This is a genomic window from Vibrio sp. 1557 (assembly GCF_033340175.1).
Taxonomy (GTDB): domain Bacteria; phylum Pseudomonadota; class Gammaproteobacteria; order Enterobacterales; family Vibrionaceae; genus Vibrio; species Vibrio alginolyticus.
Map to the genome: position 1 here is coordinate 104,213 of NZ_JAWOVZ010000011.1, position 18,149 is coordinate 122,361.

Below are 18,149 nucleotides of genomic sequence, written 5' to 3' on the forward strand. Positions count from 1 at the left end.
ACAACACCGTGTTCGTCAACGAAATAACGTGTTCTCATTTTAAAAAATCCTTGTAAGTCAATCTAATAGGAAGGGACTAACTCACACGGTCTTCTAGCTCGATCACTGCTTCCGTTAGATCGGTAATAGCGTCCTCTAGGAGAGGTGGAATATCGTCTGGTAGGTGACATAGGAAAGTGTCAAAGGCATCTGAAAGAGCAGCGATAGGTTCACGGACAGACTCAAGATCACGTTGTTGTGCTTGTAGACCTAGCTCGACCATTGCACTGATAGCTTCAACGTTGATGTTCCCCATGAGGGTTCGAATAGCCCAATCCATAGCGCATAAGTCAGAAATAAACTTGTGATCAATAGCAAACAGAGGTGATCGCGCTACTTCTCGCTGTGACATACCCATACGGACAAAGAACAAAGCGTTAAACGCCACGTTTTGCTTATGGATACCTTCTTTTCCCGTTAAGTGACGGAAAGCTGTGATGTGTTTGTAGATGGTACTAAGTGGACGACCTAGCACTTTAGCAATTTGATGAGCTCCCATACCCTCTCCCATTAGTTTCAAGACCTTTAATGCGCGGTCATACTTGGGGAGCTTGGATGGATCTTTATCTGGAAACATAGAACCTCCTTTGTTTGTACCTGATAGGAAGGGATGCAAAAAAAGACCGCCCCGAAGGACGGTCATAATGTTCACATGTGAGAATCAATAACGATAGTGAACTATTTGATAACATTAATTGCAGCTAGGGCTTTTGTTTGCTCCTCCGAAGACATGGAGAAGAACATAGCAGCCCACTGATCAATATCCACTTTAGGAGTTGCCGTGTGTTTCACTACATTTAACTCTTCTTGACGACATAGAGAGCTGATCAGGTTATCAACGTCTTCTGCTACATCGTCTTCGAAGTCGTAGTCGTCTGTAAGTTCGATCACATCGTCATCCCAAGGGGTGCTCTTTTCCGCTATTTGGCTAAAAGTAGCAGGTTGATCTTCTAGGTCTTCGTTAGGGGTGCTGTTTTTCGCCATTTGGTCAAAATCGGCAGGTTGACCGCCTAGCTCATCTTCAGGGGTGCTCATTTCCGCCATTTGGCTAAAAGTAGCAGCCTTGTTTTCTTCATAAGCAGCAATAACATTTTGAACTGTACGACGCGAGCACTCGACCTCTTTTGCAATGCTAACTTGGCTCATGCCTGTTTCGTATAGCTTCTGGATCTCGTAGTCACGCTCTAAGTCGAACTCAGCGTTAGTATCTACGATTGCACGCTCAAATTTACGTGGAGAGCACTTTAGGAGAGCACGAAGTTTGTTCTTGTCCCATGCGAAGCGAGACTTCTTGAACTCATCTACACGTGACGAGTCTTTAACTGCACGAATGATAAGCTTCAGATCATCAACAGTAGCAGCCTTACCATGACGAGTGTTTACGTCGATTGCCTCAAAGAGCGCACCTTCGAAGTCCTCTACGTCTACTACATCAACCTCAATCTCTTCTGCACCTGCTTCTTTAGCACCAAGGATTCGATGAGTACCGTCCTTAACGTAATACTTAACGTTACCCTCTTCGTCTACTACACGAGAAAGAACAGGACGCTCTTGGAATTTACCGTCTGTTTCCCAAACTGAAGCTAGATCCGCTACGTGTGTTGCGTCTGTGTAGGTACGGAATTGAAGAGCACGTTCGAAAGTAATATCCGCAATAGCAACAGTCATAGTAGTTTTAGTCATTTCGTTCACCTTAACGTTAATCTTTAAGAAATCTCTAAGGAGGAATCGCCATCACTCCTGTAGGAAGGGAGGAATTTGAAACAGGCGATTTAGGTGATTGCCTCTGCGAAATGACGTAAGGCGCACGTGTAGTTACATGCTTAGTGGGAAGGAGGTCACAACCAGAGGCAACTACTGACAATTTTATTAACTTGGTTCCTATGTGTGAACTAAATACGAACGTGTACTAATTGATGTTTACTAATGCGTTATATAAGTTTTTCTAATCTGAAATTTAGGGACAAAAAAAGGGACACCTTTCGGTATCCCTATGAATAACAACGAGTTTTATAATCAACAGAATGGATATTGTGCTAAACGTAGCTTATCAATAAGTGCCTCATCACCAAGTTCAGGGAACGGGATAATGTCCTTACGATACTCTTCATCAATCTGTGCTTCTAACTCTTCAGCAGTGCGTTTTAGTAGGTCTCTATCAAGCATATCAGCCATAGTGTTTTTAAGCAGTGTTACCATCGTCTCGGTATCCGCAGCGTGGACAGCGAAAGAATCATGAACCACTCGCCAGTGTTTAAGACCGTACTTCTTGAAGCCCACAGAGAGAACCTTTAGGAGCAAAGAAGCGTCCAAAGAGTGAACCCAGTTAGGAGCCGCACCGTTTTTCTGACCGTTCGCATCGACCTCACCTGTTGAACGTTGCGTTGTCGTCTGCATACGCTTCTGACCAGTGATCATAGAGTCGATTTTGTACTTCTCTACTTTCTCGTAGCGTTGCTCTACGATTAAGCCTAGAGGCGTTGTCCAGCGCATCTTCTTACCGGACTTAGCGATTAACTCAGCGTAACGCTGTAGTGACTGCATAACTCGTGAAGGGCGTTCAGCCATTGCACAAATAGCATCGTAGTTGATGTTACCTGCTACAGTTGCCGCGTCTTTCGCATCCTTTAGAGTAGCCCAAGGGAAGCCTAGAGAAGTAGGATCGCCCTCTTTGCCTACCACCTCGATTACCTTGTTGTACTCAGGCTCTAGATGGTCAACGATAAGCTGATCACGCATACCGAATTGAGCAGAACCATAGAAGAACGTCATGGTGTTACGCTTCAGCCAGTTACGGGTAAAGCTGTACTCATCCTTCATAGCGTAAGACCAGTTTAGAAGCTTCTCAGCGTGTTCACGGTCAGCTTTGCGTTGCTCTTCGTCTTTAGCGATTTGATCTTCGATTTTGGCTAACTGTTTAGCTACACGTTCAGCTTCTTTCTGAGGGTCTTTGAGAGGTCTTCCCTTGATCTCATAGTCTGCTTCACGGTACTTACGAGCCTCTTTCTCGCCCTTAGCAACCTTACGCATCAAGTCAGCAGCAATACGAGCAGCTTCACCGTAAATGTCCTGCATGAACTCTTCACCGTTCTCATCTACTTCAGCAGGTAGACAGTTAGTGAACTTCATAGAGGATTCGCAGCGAGTCAGCGTACCTAGAATCTGAAGACCAGAACAAGACGCATCACAGGCGATACCTACACGGCTCTTGAACTTGGTAGGGTCTTCCATAGACCAAGCTTTAACTAGCTCACGAGCAGCTTGTAGGAACTGGAAAGGTTTATCTGTGTCTTCCCAACGGAAATCACTCATCGGGTTCGCTACGCACGACTCAATCATTTCTCTGTGAGCCTCTACGTAAGCAATACGTTTCTTGAAGTTAGCCTTGTCGTAGCCCATTAGGTTAGCTACGTTGATACGCATCCAGTCCCAACCTGTCTTACCTACTTCCTTAGCCTCATCGAACAAGATAAGAGCCTTCTCATGGTCTGCACCTTGAGGGTTTAGTAGAGGCGTTGCGTAGTAAACACGACCACGATCATCAGACTGTGTAGGGAAATAGATTGATTTGTAATGCTTCAGACTCTCAGCGATCTCGATAGTGCGTAGGAGGTTACTTCTAGCCCCTGCTTTCTCTACCGCCTTTTGACGCGCTTTCTGCGTCTTCTTACGCCAATCAATAAGAGCCTTTACGATTACCTTGTGTTCACCGTCTAGACGCTTTAGGTACTCGTGATTTGAAATGTTCTTAGGCTTACTCTCCAAGATCATTTGAGCAGTACGTAGGTCTGCTTCCATTAGAGGCATTTCTGCTTCTTCGTCGTTGAAGTTAGGAAGCTTGGCAAACTTACGAGGTTGCTTAACGATCATCTTTAGGAGGTTAAGCGTCTCAACGTCAATGCAGTGACCAGTACGTGAAGCCACGTTATGACCATCAAGGAAGTGAACGAACTCAGGACTCTTAACTTCACGTAGTTGTTTTAGTAGTTCTCTGTTGCGAGTCTTGAAGAGAGAAAGTGGACTGTAAGAAGTAAGGTAAGCACCTCCATCAGTCATACCCATTTTCCACTCTACAGGCGGTACAACCATAGGAAGACGACAGTTAGCCGTTGCGATTGCTGCTTCTGCGTGTTTATTGATTCTCTCAGCAGCTTTAGGAGATAACTTTAAGAAAGTGTCGATTCTTTTCATTTCCTCACCTCATAACAAAAAAGCACCGAAGGCTATCAACCCTCGATGCTTAATTTTAAATATTTAGTTTACATGTTGCAACCAATAACAATAGTGAACTTTTAGAAATAACTAGAAGTGTGTACCTCGCGTGTCTCAGTCTCGAACAAGTCAGTTGATTCCATTAGAACGTGAAGGATTATCTGACCTAAGACCACCTTTACATCAGGGTTCCATTCTTCCCACGTTTGGTGATTAACTCTGAGTGTGTAGTGGATGGTTCTCATACGCCCTGCTGCACTGGACTGTTGCTCTAACGCTCGTTTCAACTTAGCGGTTAACTTGCTGTTTGCTTCTCGTTCTCTAATGAAGTTCACTGAGACCTCTACAAGATCACCTAAGCGATGAACAACACCAGTAAGACTTACATTGTCCACTGAGTTTAACATTACGTCTAAAGCATCAGAGATAAGGGTCTCACGGTCTTTCTTAGGTATTGTTTTTAAAATTGGTAGTAGCTTCGCTGTTTTACTTAACGAGTGATACTTACCTTCCAAAAACTTCTCAAAACCTTCGATTGCCTTATCTAACTGCGATTGAACCTCTTTACGTGAACCATCTAGATCACCATACATTCCCATAGACGCTAACTGCTGCTGTCTCTCCCTCGCCTTCTTACGAGCATAAGCTTTAGCCTCTTCTTCTCGTTGACGTTGGATTAAATGCAGTTGCGCTTCTTCAGGAGAAACTTCAATTGAAATAGTAGAACTCATATAGATACCTCTAGGTTACTCTTATACGAAGGGAGGTTATTTTTTAATCCAATCGTTTTGAATATCTTCAAGCGTCTCATGTATGTATTCCAAGTGACCAACCAATAACTGCCTATTCTCTGTAGAGCAAGCCTTCTCTGATACCTTCAAGATCTCTTCAAGTTTGTCCGTAGAGGGTAAGTCCTCTTGACCGTCTAAAAGAGCCTCCAAGCGTCTAACGTTGGATTTCAATTCGTCTTGGATGTATGACAAGAACTGAGTCCCAAGGTGATCGTTAATAGCTTGGATGTAGTTTGATTTAGCTGACTTACAAACAAGTTCAAATAGTATCTTATTGGTTGGTTTCATAGCCTTTACCTTAACGTTTCGTTTGGCTCTAATTTAAGATTTTAGTTCCGCACTGTCAACTAAACCCACTTGTTTTCCTTTCACTCTGTTGTACTTTCTTTGATCTGTCTTGTAGTAAGTCATATCTGCGTTCGTAGAGTATTTACTATGAGTTACACCATGCGAAGCCTTAGCGTTAATCTTGAGGTCAAAAAGATGTAAGCCACTTGTAGAAACAGCAGACCACAACCACCAATCCTCACCATCAACTTTAGTCACTAGAACATGGTCTAATTCTTTACGCAGTGCAGCGTTAATTTTTAAACGCTTTTTAACCAACTCTTCACTGTTAATTAATGTTGCGCCATAGCTTAGATACTCTATAAAGTCTGAATTTTTTTCGACCTTTTCACCTGCTTCTTTCTCTATACGCTCAACAGAACTTAACTCGCCTCTTAGTTCTTCTAGTTCGTCCTGTTTCTCTTTAGCGCCCTTCTCTAATTCACTAAGGCGGTTCAAAAGAAAAGCTGAAGGCTCGTCCATTAGTTCTAATTGGTTGGACAGGTTGAGCATCCGTTTATTAGTCTCTTCTAGATCGGCTTCCAGAACGTCTCTACGCTCTTTCAAGGTTTTTATGGTGTCTAGGTTTTTGCCTGACTGAACGTTAAGTATCTCTTTCCAGTTAAGAGAATCCACAGCCCTTAATAGAAGAGACTCAACACCTTCATAATCGAAACGCTTGCTCTGACAGGAATCCATAAAGTCGTGATTACATCGAAGGTACTTATAGCGTCTCTCCCCTCTCTTTGTGATGTGGAGACTCAAGTTTCCTCCACACGCACAACGAAGTAGACCTCTAAGAACATTCTCACCTTCTTCTGCTGTACGACCTCTAGAATGCTTCCCTAAGATGCTCTGAACCTTTAAGAAGGTCTCGCGGTCTACCGCAGCAGGATAGAAGTTATCAATCGGATCTCCTTCAGGTACTTTCTTACCATCCACTCGAATGTGAGGTTGATACTGACCGTAAACTGTTGGGGAGCGTAGCCACTTACGAACAGTGCTTACTTGCCATTTCGGAGCTAGGTCTTTACGAACGTTACGGTTCCCCATTGGAGGAATACCGCGTTTTATCAACTCGTTGGTGATAGCACCTAGACCATAACCATCAAGTTTTAACTGGAAGATCAGACGGACTACTTCTGCACGTTCTTCATCAAGTTCATAGTACGGCTCACCGCCTTTAGGTGTGACCTTACGTATCCATGAAGGAACTCGACCAATAATAGCCTTGCCTTCTTCACGAGCTTTCTGTCTCGCCTTTGCTTTAGCTTCACGGACTCGTCTAGATTTAGTAAGGGATTCTTCATGAGCACGTTCCGCAGCTAACGCCCACAACATGAGGTTCATGAAGCTATCTTGACTGTCTTTTTCGTGTAGACGCCTATCGTGGATCGTATAGATTCGTACACCTGCGCGAATTATATCGAGCATCGTGTAGACAGATTCTTGAGGGTTTTGACGACTCATGCGGTCTACGTTCTCTAGAATGAGAACACTGCCTGAAGAGATTGAGCCTTCTTTTATAAGTTGGAGGATAATGCCAAAGTCACCTTTTTTAAGGTTTTCGGCACTGAAAGCAGAGAGTCCTAAATCACGAAATGTTGTTGGTGAAAGTTGCCAGCCGTTTTCCTTGCAAACCGCTTCAGTGGCTTCCATTTGACGACGAACACCATCCCCTTTGATTTGCTCCTTGGTTGAGAGACGTAAGTAAGAATAAGCTATTATCACTGTTATCTTTCCACGTAGTTAAACTTCGTGAGCCATTGTATATCAAGGCTTCCGAGCTATTCAACGAAGTTTTACCAAATGTATATTTATTCTTGAAGAAATCAACAGCAACGATCATGTAAATATCCAGATCGTATTCTAGGCCAAAGCGTTCCTCATCCCACTTCATCGAGTTGATTAGCGATGTCATCGCATGGCCTGCACGATCTAAGTTACCTTTATCAACAAAGATTTCTAAATCAACACTGCGACCTGACATCGTTGTATATTTGTCACGCAATACATCAAAGTCGCCTGCAACAAGGGCGAACAAGTAAGCTGGTTTTGGATGCGGATCCTGCCATTGAACCCAGTGACGACCGTTCTCTGCATCGCCTTCTGCAATTCGGTTACCATTGCTCAGCAAATATGGATAAACCGCTTTATCTGCGATCACTTTTGTTGTGTATTTTGCTAGAACATCCGGACGGTCTAGATAGTACGTGATACGGCGGAAGCCCTCAGCCTCACACTGAGTACAAAATGCGCCGCCTGATTTGTACAAACCTTCGAGTGCTGTATTCGCTTCAGGATCAATTTTGGTGACGATTTCAAGTTCAAACTCGGATGGAAGATCGGTCAGTACCAGCGATGACTCCTTCACCTCGTGATGAGCCCAATCCTCACCATTTACTTTTACAGCGCGTAGCTCAAGCCCTTCGCCATCGAGTTCTAGCGTTGTTGTATCGCCTTTTTGAGCAACTTTTGATACCGCCGTAACGATTGTGTCATTGTCATATAGATCAAAAGTAAGATCGATATCAGTAATCGCATGAGATGGCTCTTTATAATCTTTACGATATTTGGCCTGGGGAGCTTGAGACATGAGCATAAATCCTTGTATGTCGAACAACAAAAATACCAGACTGCATGATCAAAAATGCAGTTCTGGTATCACTATATAAGCTATTTGTAGGGGTTGTGGTATCAGAATACAAGTCTTTCTATCAAAAAACGGAGCTTTTAGTGCTCTAGCTCCGTTTTTTGATTAACATTTAAACAACATTAATGACTTACCGTACGCACGCGTAATTTGGCGCATGTTAAAGGCATCATGGCGTAACTCTATTGAGTACGGCGTACATATCACCATTGGAATCTTCGATCGTTAGCTCATTCTTGTTGAGCTTATACGTGGTTCCATGCTCGCCATTTTCATACAACAGAACCAAAAACTCATCTTCTGTGTAAAACACACCTTGTTTGATGGACTCATCCCCTTCTTCGTTCGAAACCCTAAACATGAACACGAAATCAGGTTGAAGTATCAAATCCATCTGATTAATGTTGTTGGCCACAAGACCGTCGCCAGATACGTGAGAGCTAGACCAAATACCTGCAAGTGAATTGGATAATCCCTTAGTGAATGTTACACCATTAAGATCAAGCGTATTATGGTTGTTGCGATAGGCATAAATTTGAGGCTCGTCGGTGTTTAAACCAAGAACGATGGTGTCTTCATTTGCGTTATACAGCCCTTCCCAATGGTCAACGGAATAGTCTTTCTTTTGAATATCAATAGAAAAGCTGTAGTCAGAACCTAATGAGAGTTTGATCGCACGAAAGTTTTCAGCCGACTCTTCGGGGTTTGGGTTCATCAAATACCAGTCTCCGATGAGAAACGGCGTGTCAAAGTGACTTAATTCATCTTCTCTGGTGTTTTCTCCACCAAACACACTAAAGCAGCAAAAGCTAAGTAAAATAAAGAACCACTTCATATCGGCATCCTTATCGTTTTCTTTTAGCTTAGCCAGTAGTCCTCACTTTCGCGAAATTTTAGATGTAGATCACGTAAATTATTGGGGGAAAATAAGCGAATATCTTGCTCGATATCGAGACAGCGGAAGACAAAAAGGCATAAAAAAAGAGTGAATCTGAAAGACGCACTCTTTTTATTCTAAATTGCCAGTTATTATGACTGATTTTCCTGCTTAAGTAGATCGACCATAATCGCGACAGACTCATCTAAATAAACATCAGGAGCCTCGTAGTCTTTTGGTATGTCATCCAATGTTTTGAATGCTTTTTTACCCAAAGCAGCTTGACGTTCATTTATGCGTTGTAATCGAAGTGCTTCCGCTTTATCCGATTCAGCTTTACGAACTTTCTCGTTCAAAGACAAAGTATTATCGTCTTTTTCTTTACGATATTTCTCGATGTCTTCATTGATAAAGCGGAACTCCATCTCATCAGAAATACGCTTGTTATGAAGAGCAGTAAGTTTTTCAACTAAGGCGTCGTTACTTGGAAACGTTTGATATTGTGCTTTATCAATCTGATCCCAAGGTAAAGCATTGTCTTCAACACTTTCACCAGTTTCAGAAGCCTCAATTGGCGTTGGGTACGAAATATCTGGTGCAACACCACGATTTTGCGTACTTCCACCGTCAATACGATAAAATTTCTGAATCGTGTACTGAACATAACCTAGCTCTTTATCGAAAAGATCATAAATATGATTCAGTGAACGATGTTGCTGAACTGTACCTTTACCGAAAGAGTTTTCACCTAAGATGATTGCACGATTATAATCTTGCATTGCCGCTGCAAAAATTTCAGATGCTGAAGCACTGTAGCGGTTAATCAATACCGTCAATGGGCCATCATAACTCACTTTTCCATCGGTATCGGCATTCACCTTGATGCGGCCATAGCTGTCACGGACTTGAACTACAGGGCCTTCTTTAATGAATAGACCTGTCAATGCCGTTGCTTCTGTTAGCGCACCACCGCCATTGTTGCGTAGATCAACGATTACGCCGTCAACGTTTTTGGTTTTCAACTCAGCTAGTAATTTATCGGTGTCTTTCGATAAGCCGACGTAGAAACTTGGTACTTCTAAAATACCAATCTTCTTACCGTCTTTTTCGATGATTTCTGACTTAACCGCACGATCTTCTAAGCGAACTTTGTCACGAACAATTGTGACAATGTAACTCTTCGCATCGTTACCTTCTGGCAAGATCTGTAGATTAACCTTTGTGCCTTTAGGGCCTTTGATTAACTGAACAACATCATCCAGACGCCAACCGATCACGTCGACAATTTCTTCACCGTCTTGTCCAACACCAGTGATTCGGTCCCCTTCACCAAGTTGCTTACTCTTTGATGCCGGACCGCCAACAACAAGTGAACGAATTACTGTGTAATCGTCTGTCATTTGCAAAACGGCGCCGATGCCTTCTAGAGAAAGGTTCATTTCCGATTGGAATTGCTCGGCATTACGTGGAGAAAGGTAGCTTGTATGAGGGTCAACCTGTCGCGCGAAGGCATTCATATACAACTGAAATGCGTCTTCATTGTTGGTCTGTGTGATGCGCTTCATCGCGTTGTTATAACGCTTCTCTAAAACTTCTTTAATCTCTGGCCACTCTTTGCCAGTCAGTTTCAGATTTAACGCGTCATATTTCACACGCTTGCGCCACAACTCGTTGAGCTCTGCTTCGTCTTTTGGCCATGCTGCCTCAGAGCGGTCTAACTCTATCTCGTCATCGGTATCAAACTTGATCTCTTCATCGAGTAGAGTTAACGCATAAGCAAAACGATCGAAACGCTTCTGCATTGAGAGGTTGTAAACATCAAAAGCAATTTGGTTGTTGCCCGATTTAAGCTGATCATCAAGCTCGACTGACCAATTTTTAAATGAATCGATGTCTGCTTGAGTGAAAATATTTCTATTGTAATCAAGCAACTCTACATAGCGTTCAAATATCGCTTTAGAGAAATCATCATTGAGGCTGAAGTGCTTATAATGAGAGCGGGTAAATCGCGAGGTGACTCGTTTGCTAGCTGTTTCATGCTGAACTTCAGGAGAAAGAACCGGCAGGTCATCTTTATGTAGTTTGGCTTCAAGAGCCTGAGCTGATGCTGCTAGCCATAAGCTAGCAGCAATCAGGGTCACTTTTGAACGGCAATTCATGCGTAGGAGTATCTCCTTTATGCGCGCAAGTGCTCCGCTTTCACAACCATTTGTAGGCCGTTAGCAAGTTGAACACGTACATCATCCTTATTGATTTCAACAATGGTCGCTGCCATGTTTCCTTTGCCCATGTTCACGTTAACTGCGTTACCTACTGTGATTTCATCAGCATTTAGAGCGCGCGTTTCTACAGGCTTAGTTGGTTTTTGTACTTTTGGTTTATTAGTACGACGAGGCTGTTGAGGCTTTTTAGCCGCAGGTTTCGCTTTCGCCTTACCCTCTTCACGAGCTTTTTGTGCTTGTTCTTTACGACGAGCCTGAACTTTCGCCTTGCTTTCTGCAAGTGTCGCTTTCGCGTGTTCAACGTGCTCTTCTTCTAGCTCACCACAAGGGTTGCCATCTAGGTCTACACGTACTGCACCTGGTTTTACACCGTGTAGGTAACGCCATGATGAAGTGTACTGTCTTAACGCTGCACGAAGCTGTGTTTTGCTTACTTTTTCGTCTTCATTTAGACGTTCCGCAAGATCTTGAAAAATACCAATTTTCAGAGGTTTTGCTTCACCTTCTAAAGTAAAGCACTTAGGGAAACATTCAGCAATATATGCAATAACTTCTTTGCTGTTTTTTAACTTTTCAGTCATGAGGGGTCCTGATTTGAGCGGATTTCCGCGAGCATTAAGAAAAAATATTCTCGTATTATAGTGACATGCCAAGGAAAAACCACACTCGAAGGCTAATTTATGCGTCGTTCGCGTGTGAATTAAGCAGCTTTTCTACTTCAACCATGAAATGAGTGAGACCTTCTTCGTCTGTTTCATTAAATCGGCCAATACTTGGACTATCAATATCAAGTACACCAACCACCTTTCCATTAATAGAAAATGGAATCACAATTTCTGAATTGCTCGCTGCATCGCACGCAATATGCCCCTCAAATTCGTGAACGTCGTATACTCTTTGTATAGTATTAGTTTGTGCAGCAGTACCGCAGACGCCTCGACCCATTGGGATACGAACACAAGCTGGTTTTCCTTGGAACGGACCAAGAACAAGCTCTTCACCTTTTGTTAGGTAAAAGCCTGCCCAGTTAAGATCGTCAAGTTCCATGAAAAGCAATGAGCTCAAGTTTGCTAGGTTCGCAATAAAGTCTGGTTCAGACTCAATTAGAGCAACAGCTTGTTTGGTTAGTCTTTGGTATTGTTCTAAGTTCATATTAACTTCCTACTTACTATAAAAGCTTCCATTCTCAATGTATGGCGCTAAAATGCAGCCCTACTTTATAATAGGACTTATTCTCAATTACAATGCTTCTGAAAAATGACACTATTAGCCGTTCTTGGTTGATAACACAAGTAAAAAAGCACAAGTCCAAGCTGATCATAGCGAACTTGATAGCGGTGCTTGCAACCTTGATTAGTGTTCCAATTCCCCTCCTCATGCCTTTGATGGTTGATGAGGTCTTATTGGACCAACCTGCAAAAGGCTTAGATGCCATGAATGCCATTCTCCCTGAAGCGTGGCACACTCCGACAGGCTATATTTTCTTCACCCTGTTCTTGGTTGTTCTTATGCGAGCTGCGAGCCAAGGATTAAATATCCTTCAAAGCCGACAATTTACGCTTGTTTCAAAAACCATCACGTTTGAGATGCGCAGTAAAATGATCGACAAACTCGGCCGTATCAGCATCCGACAATACGAGACCAAAGGTAGCGGAGGAATCAACGCACACCTTATCACTGACATTGAGACCATTGATAAATTTATTGGTTCTACGTTAGCAAAATTCGTTATCAGTTTTCTGACTGTTATTGGTACTGCTATCGTTCTACTTTGGCTCGATTGGCGACTTGGTCTGTTTATCCTGTTAGTTAACCCTATTGTCATTTACTTCTCACGTAAACTAGGCAGTATGGTTAAACATCTGAAACGGAAGGAAAATCATTCTTTTGAAATTTTCCAAAACCGCTTAGTTGAAACATTAGATGGAATCTACCAACTACGCGCGGCCAATAAAGAGCGAGAATTCCTCCAACAACTCAAAGACAGTGCGAACCAAGTTCGCGTTGATGCAGACAAGTATGCTTGGCAATCTGAAGCGGCTGGTCGCGTTTCTTTCCTTCTCTTTTTGATCGGCTTTGAATTATTCAGAGCTGTCGCAATGTTAATGGTCATGTTCAGTGACCTTACTATTGGCCAAATATTTGCCGTTTTTGGTTACCTATGGTTCATGCTGTCTCCTGTTCAAGAGTTGCTTGGGATTCAGTTTTCTTGGTATAGCGCTAAAGCGGCATTAAAACGCATCAACGACTTATTAGAGTTAGAAGAAGAACAGAGACCGGTTCCTAAGGTAAATCCTTTCAAAGAAGGTAGAGAAGTTGATGTTAAAGTAGAAAACATTAATTTCTCTTACAATAATGAAAACAAAGTCCTAGATAATCTTTCTTTACATATGCCGGCAGGAAAGAAAGTGGCGTTGGTTGGTGCAAGCGGCGGTGGTAAGTCAACCTTGATACAATTACTTATTGGGGTTTACCGTCAAAACTCCGGTAGCATTCGCTTTAATGATGAATTAACAGAAGATATTGGCTTTGAAGTAATTCGCGACAAAATTGCCGTGGTATTACAGCAACCTATACTATTTAACGACACCTTGAGGCATAATCTAACGCTTGGTGGTAATTTTGACGAAATGTCACTTTGGCGTGCGCTTGAAGTGGCTCAGCTGCATGATGTAATTTCTCAACTTAACCACGGCTTGGATACTCAAGTTGGTCGTAATGGCATTCGTTTGTCAGGAGGTCAACGACAACGGCTTGCCATTGCTAGAATGGTGCTGAGTAATCCTCAATTTGTTATTTTAGACGAAGCCACGTCTGCGTTAGATACCGCTACTGAAGCGGCTTTACACAAAGCACTGACCGAGTTCTTACGTGGTAGAACAACATTAATCGTTGCGCACCGACTATCCGCTGTTAAACAAGCCGATTTGATCTACGTGCTTGAAGATGGGAAAGTGACGCAAACTGGTACTCATGGTGAGTTAGTTGAGCAAGAAGGCTTATATCAAACCTTATATGGGGGCATACAGTCCCACGCTTAAATCGTTCAAGCTAGAGAGGTCGTTATGACCTCTCTGTCTAAGCACGCCATGCAATCCAATAACGTACGTCTGTGCCAAGGTTGTGAATTGCCTGTCGACATCGTCGACTTACCCCATGGCAAAAATGCACACTGCCCTCGTTGTGGTACACAATTATATCGCGGAGGTAGCCCTAGCCTCTCTGGTAATCTAGCCGTCGCGATAACCTGCATCCTACTATTTATTCCATCGCACTTTTTTAACTTTATTAGCATCCGACTCTTTGGTGTGATGATTCCGGCAACCGTACCTTCAGGGATGATCACATTGATGGAAGAAGGATTTGTTCTTCTTTCATTGCTCATTCTATTTTGTAGCTCTCTTGCGCCACTGACGGTTTGTGTTTCAGTGGTAACGGCGCATATTTCTTTACATCAACGATGGTTCCGTGGGCTTCGTATCTCACTGTGGCTAATTCAACATTTGAAGCATTGGGTTATGTTAGATGTGTTCTTAGTTAGCATCGCCATTTCCTGTTTTAAACTCCAAGATTATTCCGACATTTTCGTCGGTCCAGGGTTAATTGGTCTGGTTCTTTTGCAGATATTTACCGTTTTGTTAGTTTCAAGAATCAGCGTGCGTCGTTATTGGGAAGCTTGGAAACCAGAAAGTTTATATGCTTTTGAGCATAAAGATGTGCATTGCCATGAATGCCACTTGTCCCAACCTGAAGGTGACCATTGCCAGCGTTGTCATCACGAGTTATATCATCGCAAGCCAAACTCCATCCAGAAAACATGGGCTTACCTCATCGCAGCAACGGTCGCCATCTTCCCTGCTAACCTGATCCCTATTTCCATCTTGCTTACCAATGGTAAGCGTTTGGAGGACACTATTTTTTCAGGCGTGGCTGGTTTAGTAAAAAGCGGCATGTATGGAATCGCTGCGATCATTTTTGTTGCCAGTATCGTTGTCCCGGTGATTAAAATACTTGGGCTCGCCTACATCATGCTTTGCATCCAATTCAAACGTTCGGTGTTTAAGAGACAACGAATGATGATTTACTTTGTTGTTAAATGGATCGGTAAATGGTCTGTGATGGATTTGTTTGTTATTTCTATCATGATGACGTTAGTCGATCGTGGTCAGATACTGGATTTCACACCAGGATATGGCGCGGTAGCATTTGGTGTTGTCGTTGTATTGACCATGCTTGCAGCAGAAAGTATTGATCCAAGGCTAATCTGGGACCAAACAAGCCCAAAACAATCAGAAAAAGAGTCAATGAATGAGTGATCAGAACAGTTCTCAAACGTCATACGTACCAGATGTAAAGCGGAGTAAAGGCATATCTCCTCTTTGGCTGTTGCCAATTTTGACCATGGTCTTAGCTGGCTGGCTTGTTGTGAAGTCGATACACGATGCAGGACAACGAGTGCAAATCTATTTTTCTGATGCCGCTGGTCTTGTCGCCGGCCGAACCACTATCCGTTACCAAGGATTAGAAGTCGGCATGGTAAGAGACATTAACCTCACCGAAGATCTCGGCAGTATTTATGTCGATGCTGATATCTATCCTGAAGCTGCAAAGTTACTGAACGATAAAACACGCTTTTGGTTAGTAAAACCAACAGCTAGCCTAACGGGAGTTTCCGGACTGGATGCGCTCGTCTCAGGTAACTACATCTCGATTCAACCCGGAGATGGTCAAGAGTTTGAGACAACATTCCATGCGTTAGACTCTGCCCCAACAGATTTACGCGTTTCTCAAGGTTTGAATATTAAGCTCAAAAGCCGTGATTTAGGTGGTGTATCGGTTGGCTCTCAAATTGTTTATAAGAAAATCCCAATCGGTGAAGTGTACAGTTACCAGCTAGATGAAGATGCAAAATCTATCACTATTCAAGCCAACATTCAGGATCAATACCGACATATCATTAACAACCGCAGTCGATTCTGGAACGTCAGTGGAATTGGTGCCAGCATCGGTTTTGAAGGTGTCGATGTAAGACTAGAAAGCATGAGTGCCTTACTAGGTGGCGCCATCGCCGTCGACTCTCCGGATGATGGTGAGCCTGTAGAAGAGAACACCGAGTTCCGTTTGTATAAAGATTTGAAAACTGCTGGTCGAGGCATCGCGGTTAAAATCGTCCTACCTGATGACAGCAAGATCAGCGGAGAAGGCGCTCCAATTATGTATCGCGGAATCGAAATTGGCCAAGTTACGGACTTGAGCCTTTCCGAAGGCCGAGAAGTGATATTGGCGTCAGCGGCAATTCAACCCGCTTTTAGTGACATGCTGACGACAGGTACTCGATTTGTTTTAGAAGAAGCAAAAGTGTCCCTTTCTGGTGTTGAAAACATTGCTAATTTAGTGCGAGGAAACTTCTTAACGATCGTGCCGGGCGCGGGTGAACGCTCTCGCCGCTTTACTGCCATTCGTAAAAACGTGTTTAACCAACAGCAAGAAAAGTCCATCGCGATTCGGTTGGTGTCCGACAATTCGTTTGGCCTAGATAGCGGTGCCAATGTACTTTATAAAGGCATCGTTGTTGGTTCAATCATCAAAGTGGGCCTAGTTAAGGAAGATAAAAAATCACAACACGAAGTATTTATGGATGTATTGATTGACCATGAATACAAACATCTGATCAAATCAAACAATCGTTTTTATGTAACCGGCAGTGCATCAGCAGAGTTAACTGAATCCGGGCTCAGCGTTACCGTTCCTCCAGCAAAGCAGTTGTTAACCGGGTCAATTAGTTTTGTGAGCGAAGGCAAGCAGGATATTCAAAAAGAGTATCAGCTGTTCCAAAATGAATCATTGGCTGAATTGGCGCAGTACAATCAAAGTGGCTCTAGGGCGCTAACACTATTTGCTTCTGAATTGCCGCCGATTTCCAAAGGCAGTCCTCTACTCTATCGTAATCTTCCAGTTGGTAACGTCTCCGATTTCCAACTAGTTGATGGCGGAGTACTAATTAAGGCTACCATCGAAAACCGCTTCGCTTATCTTGTAACGCCACAAACCGTTTTTTGGAATCGTTCAGGGATCGAGATAGATGCATCATTAGCCGGAGTTAGTGTGAAAGCGCACCCTTTAAAATCGTTAATCGAAGGTGGCATCGCTTTTGACTCCGTACCAGGCGTTGAAAACAAAATCGGAGAAAACTGGAAGCTGTATTCTGATCAAAAAACCGCTCGCAAGTTTGGGCGCGTCATTGCTTTAGAAACCGACGGTTCGCAAGAGATTGCTAAAGGAATGCCGATTGAATATCAAGGTGTTAAAGTTGGTGAAATCACTCTGGTTGTACCGAATTTTCGTCGTAACATGGTTGAAGTCACTGCAAGAATCCTACCTGAATACGTAGAAAACATTGCAGTTGAAGGTTCAAATTTTTGGCTAACTGAACCAGAAATTGGTTTAGGTGGCGTTAAAAACCTCGGGGCGTTGGTGTCGAAATCCATCAGTGTTGAACCAGGTAAAGGTAAAGCCAAATTTGATTTTCAGTTAGAAAATAGTTCAGAACGCGTGCATGGAATCATGTTTACGTTACAAAGTGAACAAAGAGGCTCAGTACAAGTCGGTACCCCTATTCTTTACCGCCAGATGGAAGTTGGCCAAGTGACCGACGTAAGCCTAGGAGAATTTGCTGATCGCATCGTCACGACTATCAAAATACAGCCTGAATATGCTTACCTCGTTCGTCAAAACAGCGTGTTTTGGAATGTTTCAGGAGTAGATGTCTCCATCGGGCTTACTGGCGCGAACATCAAAGCAGGCACATTTGATAGTTTAGTTCGCGGAGGAATTGCGTTTTCAACGCCAGAGCAATCGACTATTCCACCAGCGGCAAAAAGTGGGCAATCTTTCTTTTTGTATCCACAAGCTGAAGAAGGTTGGACTCAATGGCGTACTGCGATTCCTAAGCCGTAGAATAAAGCTCAATTCAGGTACAATTGAAGTTTGAGTACCTTAAAAGAGCAGCAATCGCTGCTCTTTTTTAT

13 protein-coding genes and 1 pseudogene are annotated in these 18,149 nt (G+C 43.1%); 3 read left to right on the forward strand and 11 right to left on the reverse strand.

All coding sequences use genetic code 11. The features are described from left to right. Positions 1 to 76: 76 nt before the first annotated feature. The 11 genes and pseudogenes from R7070_RS14720 to R7070_RS14770 all read right to left on the reverse strand — a co-directional run bounded on the left by R7070_RS14720 (position 77) and on the right by R7070_RS14770 (position 12,273). The gene (locus tag R7070_RS14720; protein ID WP_029848892.1) at positions 77 to 616 is read right to left on the reverse strand and encodes a helix-turn-helix domain-containing protein; all 540 of its coding nucleotides are present in this window, start codon (positions 614 to 616) and stop codon (positions 77 to 79) included. A 101-nt stretch (positions 617 to 717) separates the two neighbouring features. After that, a complete protein-coding gene (locus tag R7070_RS14725) occupies positions 718 to 1,722 on the reverse strand; it encodes a ParB N-terminal domain-containing protein (protein WP_005490204.1) in 1,005 nt (334 codons plus the stop codon). Between the two features lie 333 nt (positions 1,723 to 2,055). Then, the gene (locus R7070_RS14730) at positions 2,056 to 4,230 is read right to left on the reverse strand and encodes a DNA-directed RNA polymerase (RefSeq protein WP_005490116.1); all 2,175 of its coding nucleotides are present in this window, start codon (positions 4,228 to 4,230) and stop codon (positions 2,056 to 2,058) included. Between the two features lie 101 nt (positions 4,231 to 4,331). Beyond that, positions 4,332 to 4,982: a hypothetical protein gene (locus R7070_RS14735; protein ID WP_029848893.1), complete on the reverse strand. Its 651-nt coding sequence runs from the start codon at positions 4,980 to 4,982 to the stop codon at positions 4,332 to 4,334. 36 nt (positions 4,983 to 5,018) lie between these two features. Beyond that, the gene (locus R7070_RS14740) at positions 5,019 to 5,330 is read right to left on the reverse strand and encodes a hypothetical protein (RefSeq protein ID WP_029848894.1); all 312 of its coding nucleotides are present in this window, start codon (positions 5,328 to 5,330) and stop codon (positions 5,019 to 5,021) included. A 33-nt stretch (positions 5,331 to 5,363) separates the two neighbouring features. Next, positions 5,364 to 7,100 carry a recombinase family protein gene (locus R7070_RS14745; protein WP_194831740.1) on the reverse strand — a complete coding sequence of 579 codons (1,737 nt, stop codon included), beginning with the start codon at positions 7,098 to 7,100 and terminating at the stop codon, positions 5,364 to 5,366. Between the two features lie 94 nt (positions 7,101 to 7,194). Further along, positions 7,195 to 7,965: pseudogene (gene pepN / locus R7070_RS14750) on the reverse strand (aminopeptidase N); the annotation flags it as partial. A gap of 226 nt (positions 7,966 to 8,191) precedes the next feature. Beyond that, complete coding sequence (locus R7070_RS14755) at positions 8,192 to 8,857, reverse strand: hypothetical protein (protein ID WP_005377438.1); 666 nt, start codon at positions 8,855 to 8,857, stop codon at positions 8,192 to 8,194. Positions 8,858 to 9,051: 194 nt separating this feature from the next. Further along, positions 9,052 to 11,058 carry a carboxy terminal-processing peptidase gene (gene prc / locus R7070_RS14760; protein WP_033905323.1) on the reverse strand — a complete coding sequence of 669 codons (2,007 nt, stop codon included), beginning with the start codon at positions 11,056 to 11,058 and terminating at the stop codon, positions 9,052 to 9,054. A gap of 17 nt (positions 11,059 to 11,075) precedes the next feature. Continuing rightward, positions 11,076 to 11,702: an RNA chaperone ProQ gene (gene proQ, locus R7070_RS14765; protein WP_005377435.1), complete on the reverse strand. Its 627-nt coding sequence runs from the start codon at positions 11,700 to 11,702 to the stop codon at positions 11,076 to 11,078. A gap of 97 nt (positions 11,703 to 11,799) precedes the next feature. After that, entirely contained in the window at positions 11,800 to 12,273 is a 474-nt protein-coding gene (locus tag R7070_RS14770; protein ID WP_005377433.1) for a GAF domain-containing protein, read from the reverse strand. Positions 12,274 to 12,365: 92 nt separating this feature from the next. Here R7070_RS14770 and R7070_RS14775 point away from each other — a divergent pair, with 92 nt between their 5' ends. From R7070_RS14775 to R7070_RS14785, 3 genes are read left to right on the forward strand one after another with little or no spacing between them, the layout of a single operon-like run. After that, entirely contained in the window at positions 12,366 to 14,162 is a 1,797-nt protein-coding gene (locus R7070_RS14775) for an ABC transporter ATP-binding protein (RefSeq protein WP_005377431.1), read from the forward strand. A 24-nt stretch (positions 14,163 to 14,186) separates the two neighbouring features. Beyond that, on the forward strand, positions 14,187 to 15,437 hold the full coding sequence (locus R7070_RS14780; protein WP_256900544.1) for a paraquat-inducible protein A: 1,251 nt from the start codon (positions 14,187 to 14,189) through the stop codon (positions 15,435 to 15,437). After that, positions 15,430 to 18,078, forward strand: a complete 2,649-nt coding sequence (locus tag R7070_RS14785; protein WP_318141234.1) for a PqiB family protein — start codon at positions 15,430 to 15,432, stop codon at positions 18,076 to 18,078. Before R7070_RS14780 ends, R7070_RS14785 begins: the two co-directional genes overlap by 8 nt. Positions 18,079 to 18,149: the final 71 nt, after the last annotated feature.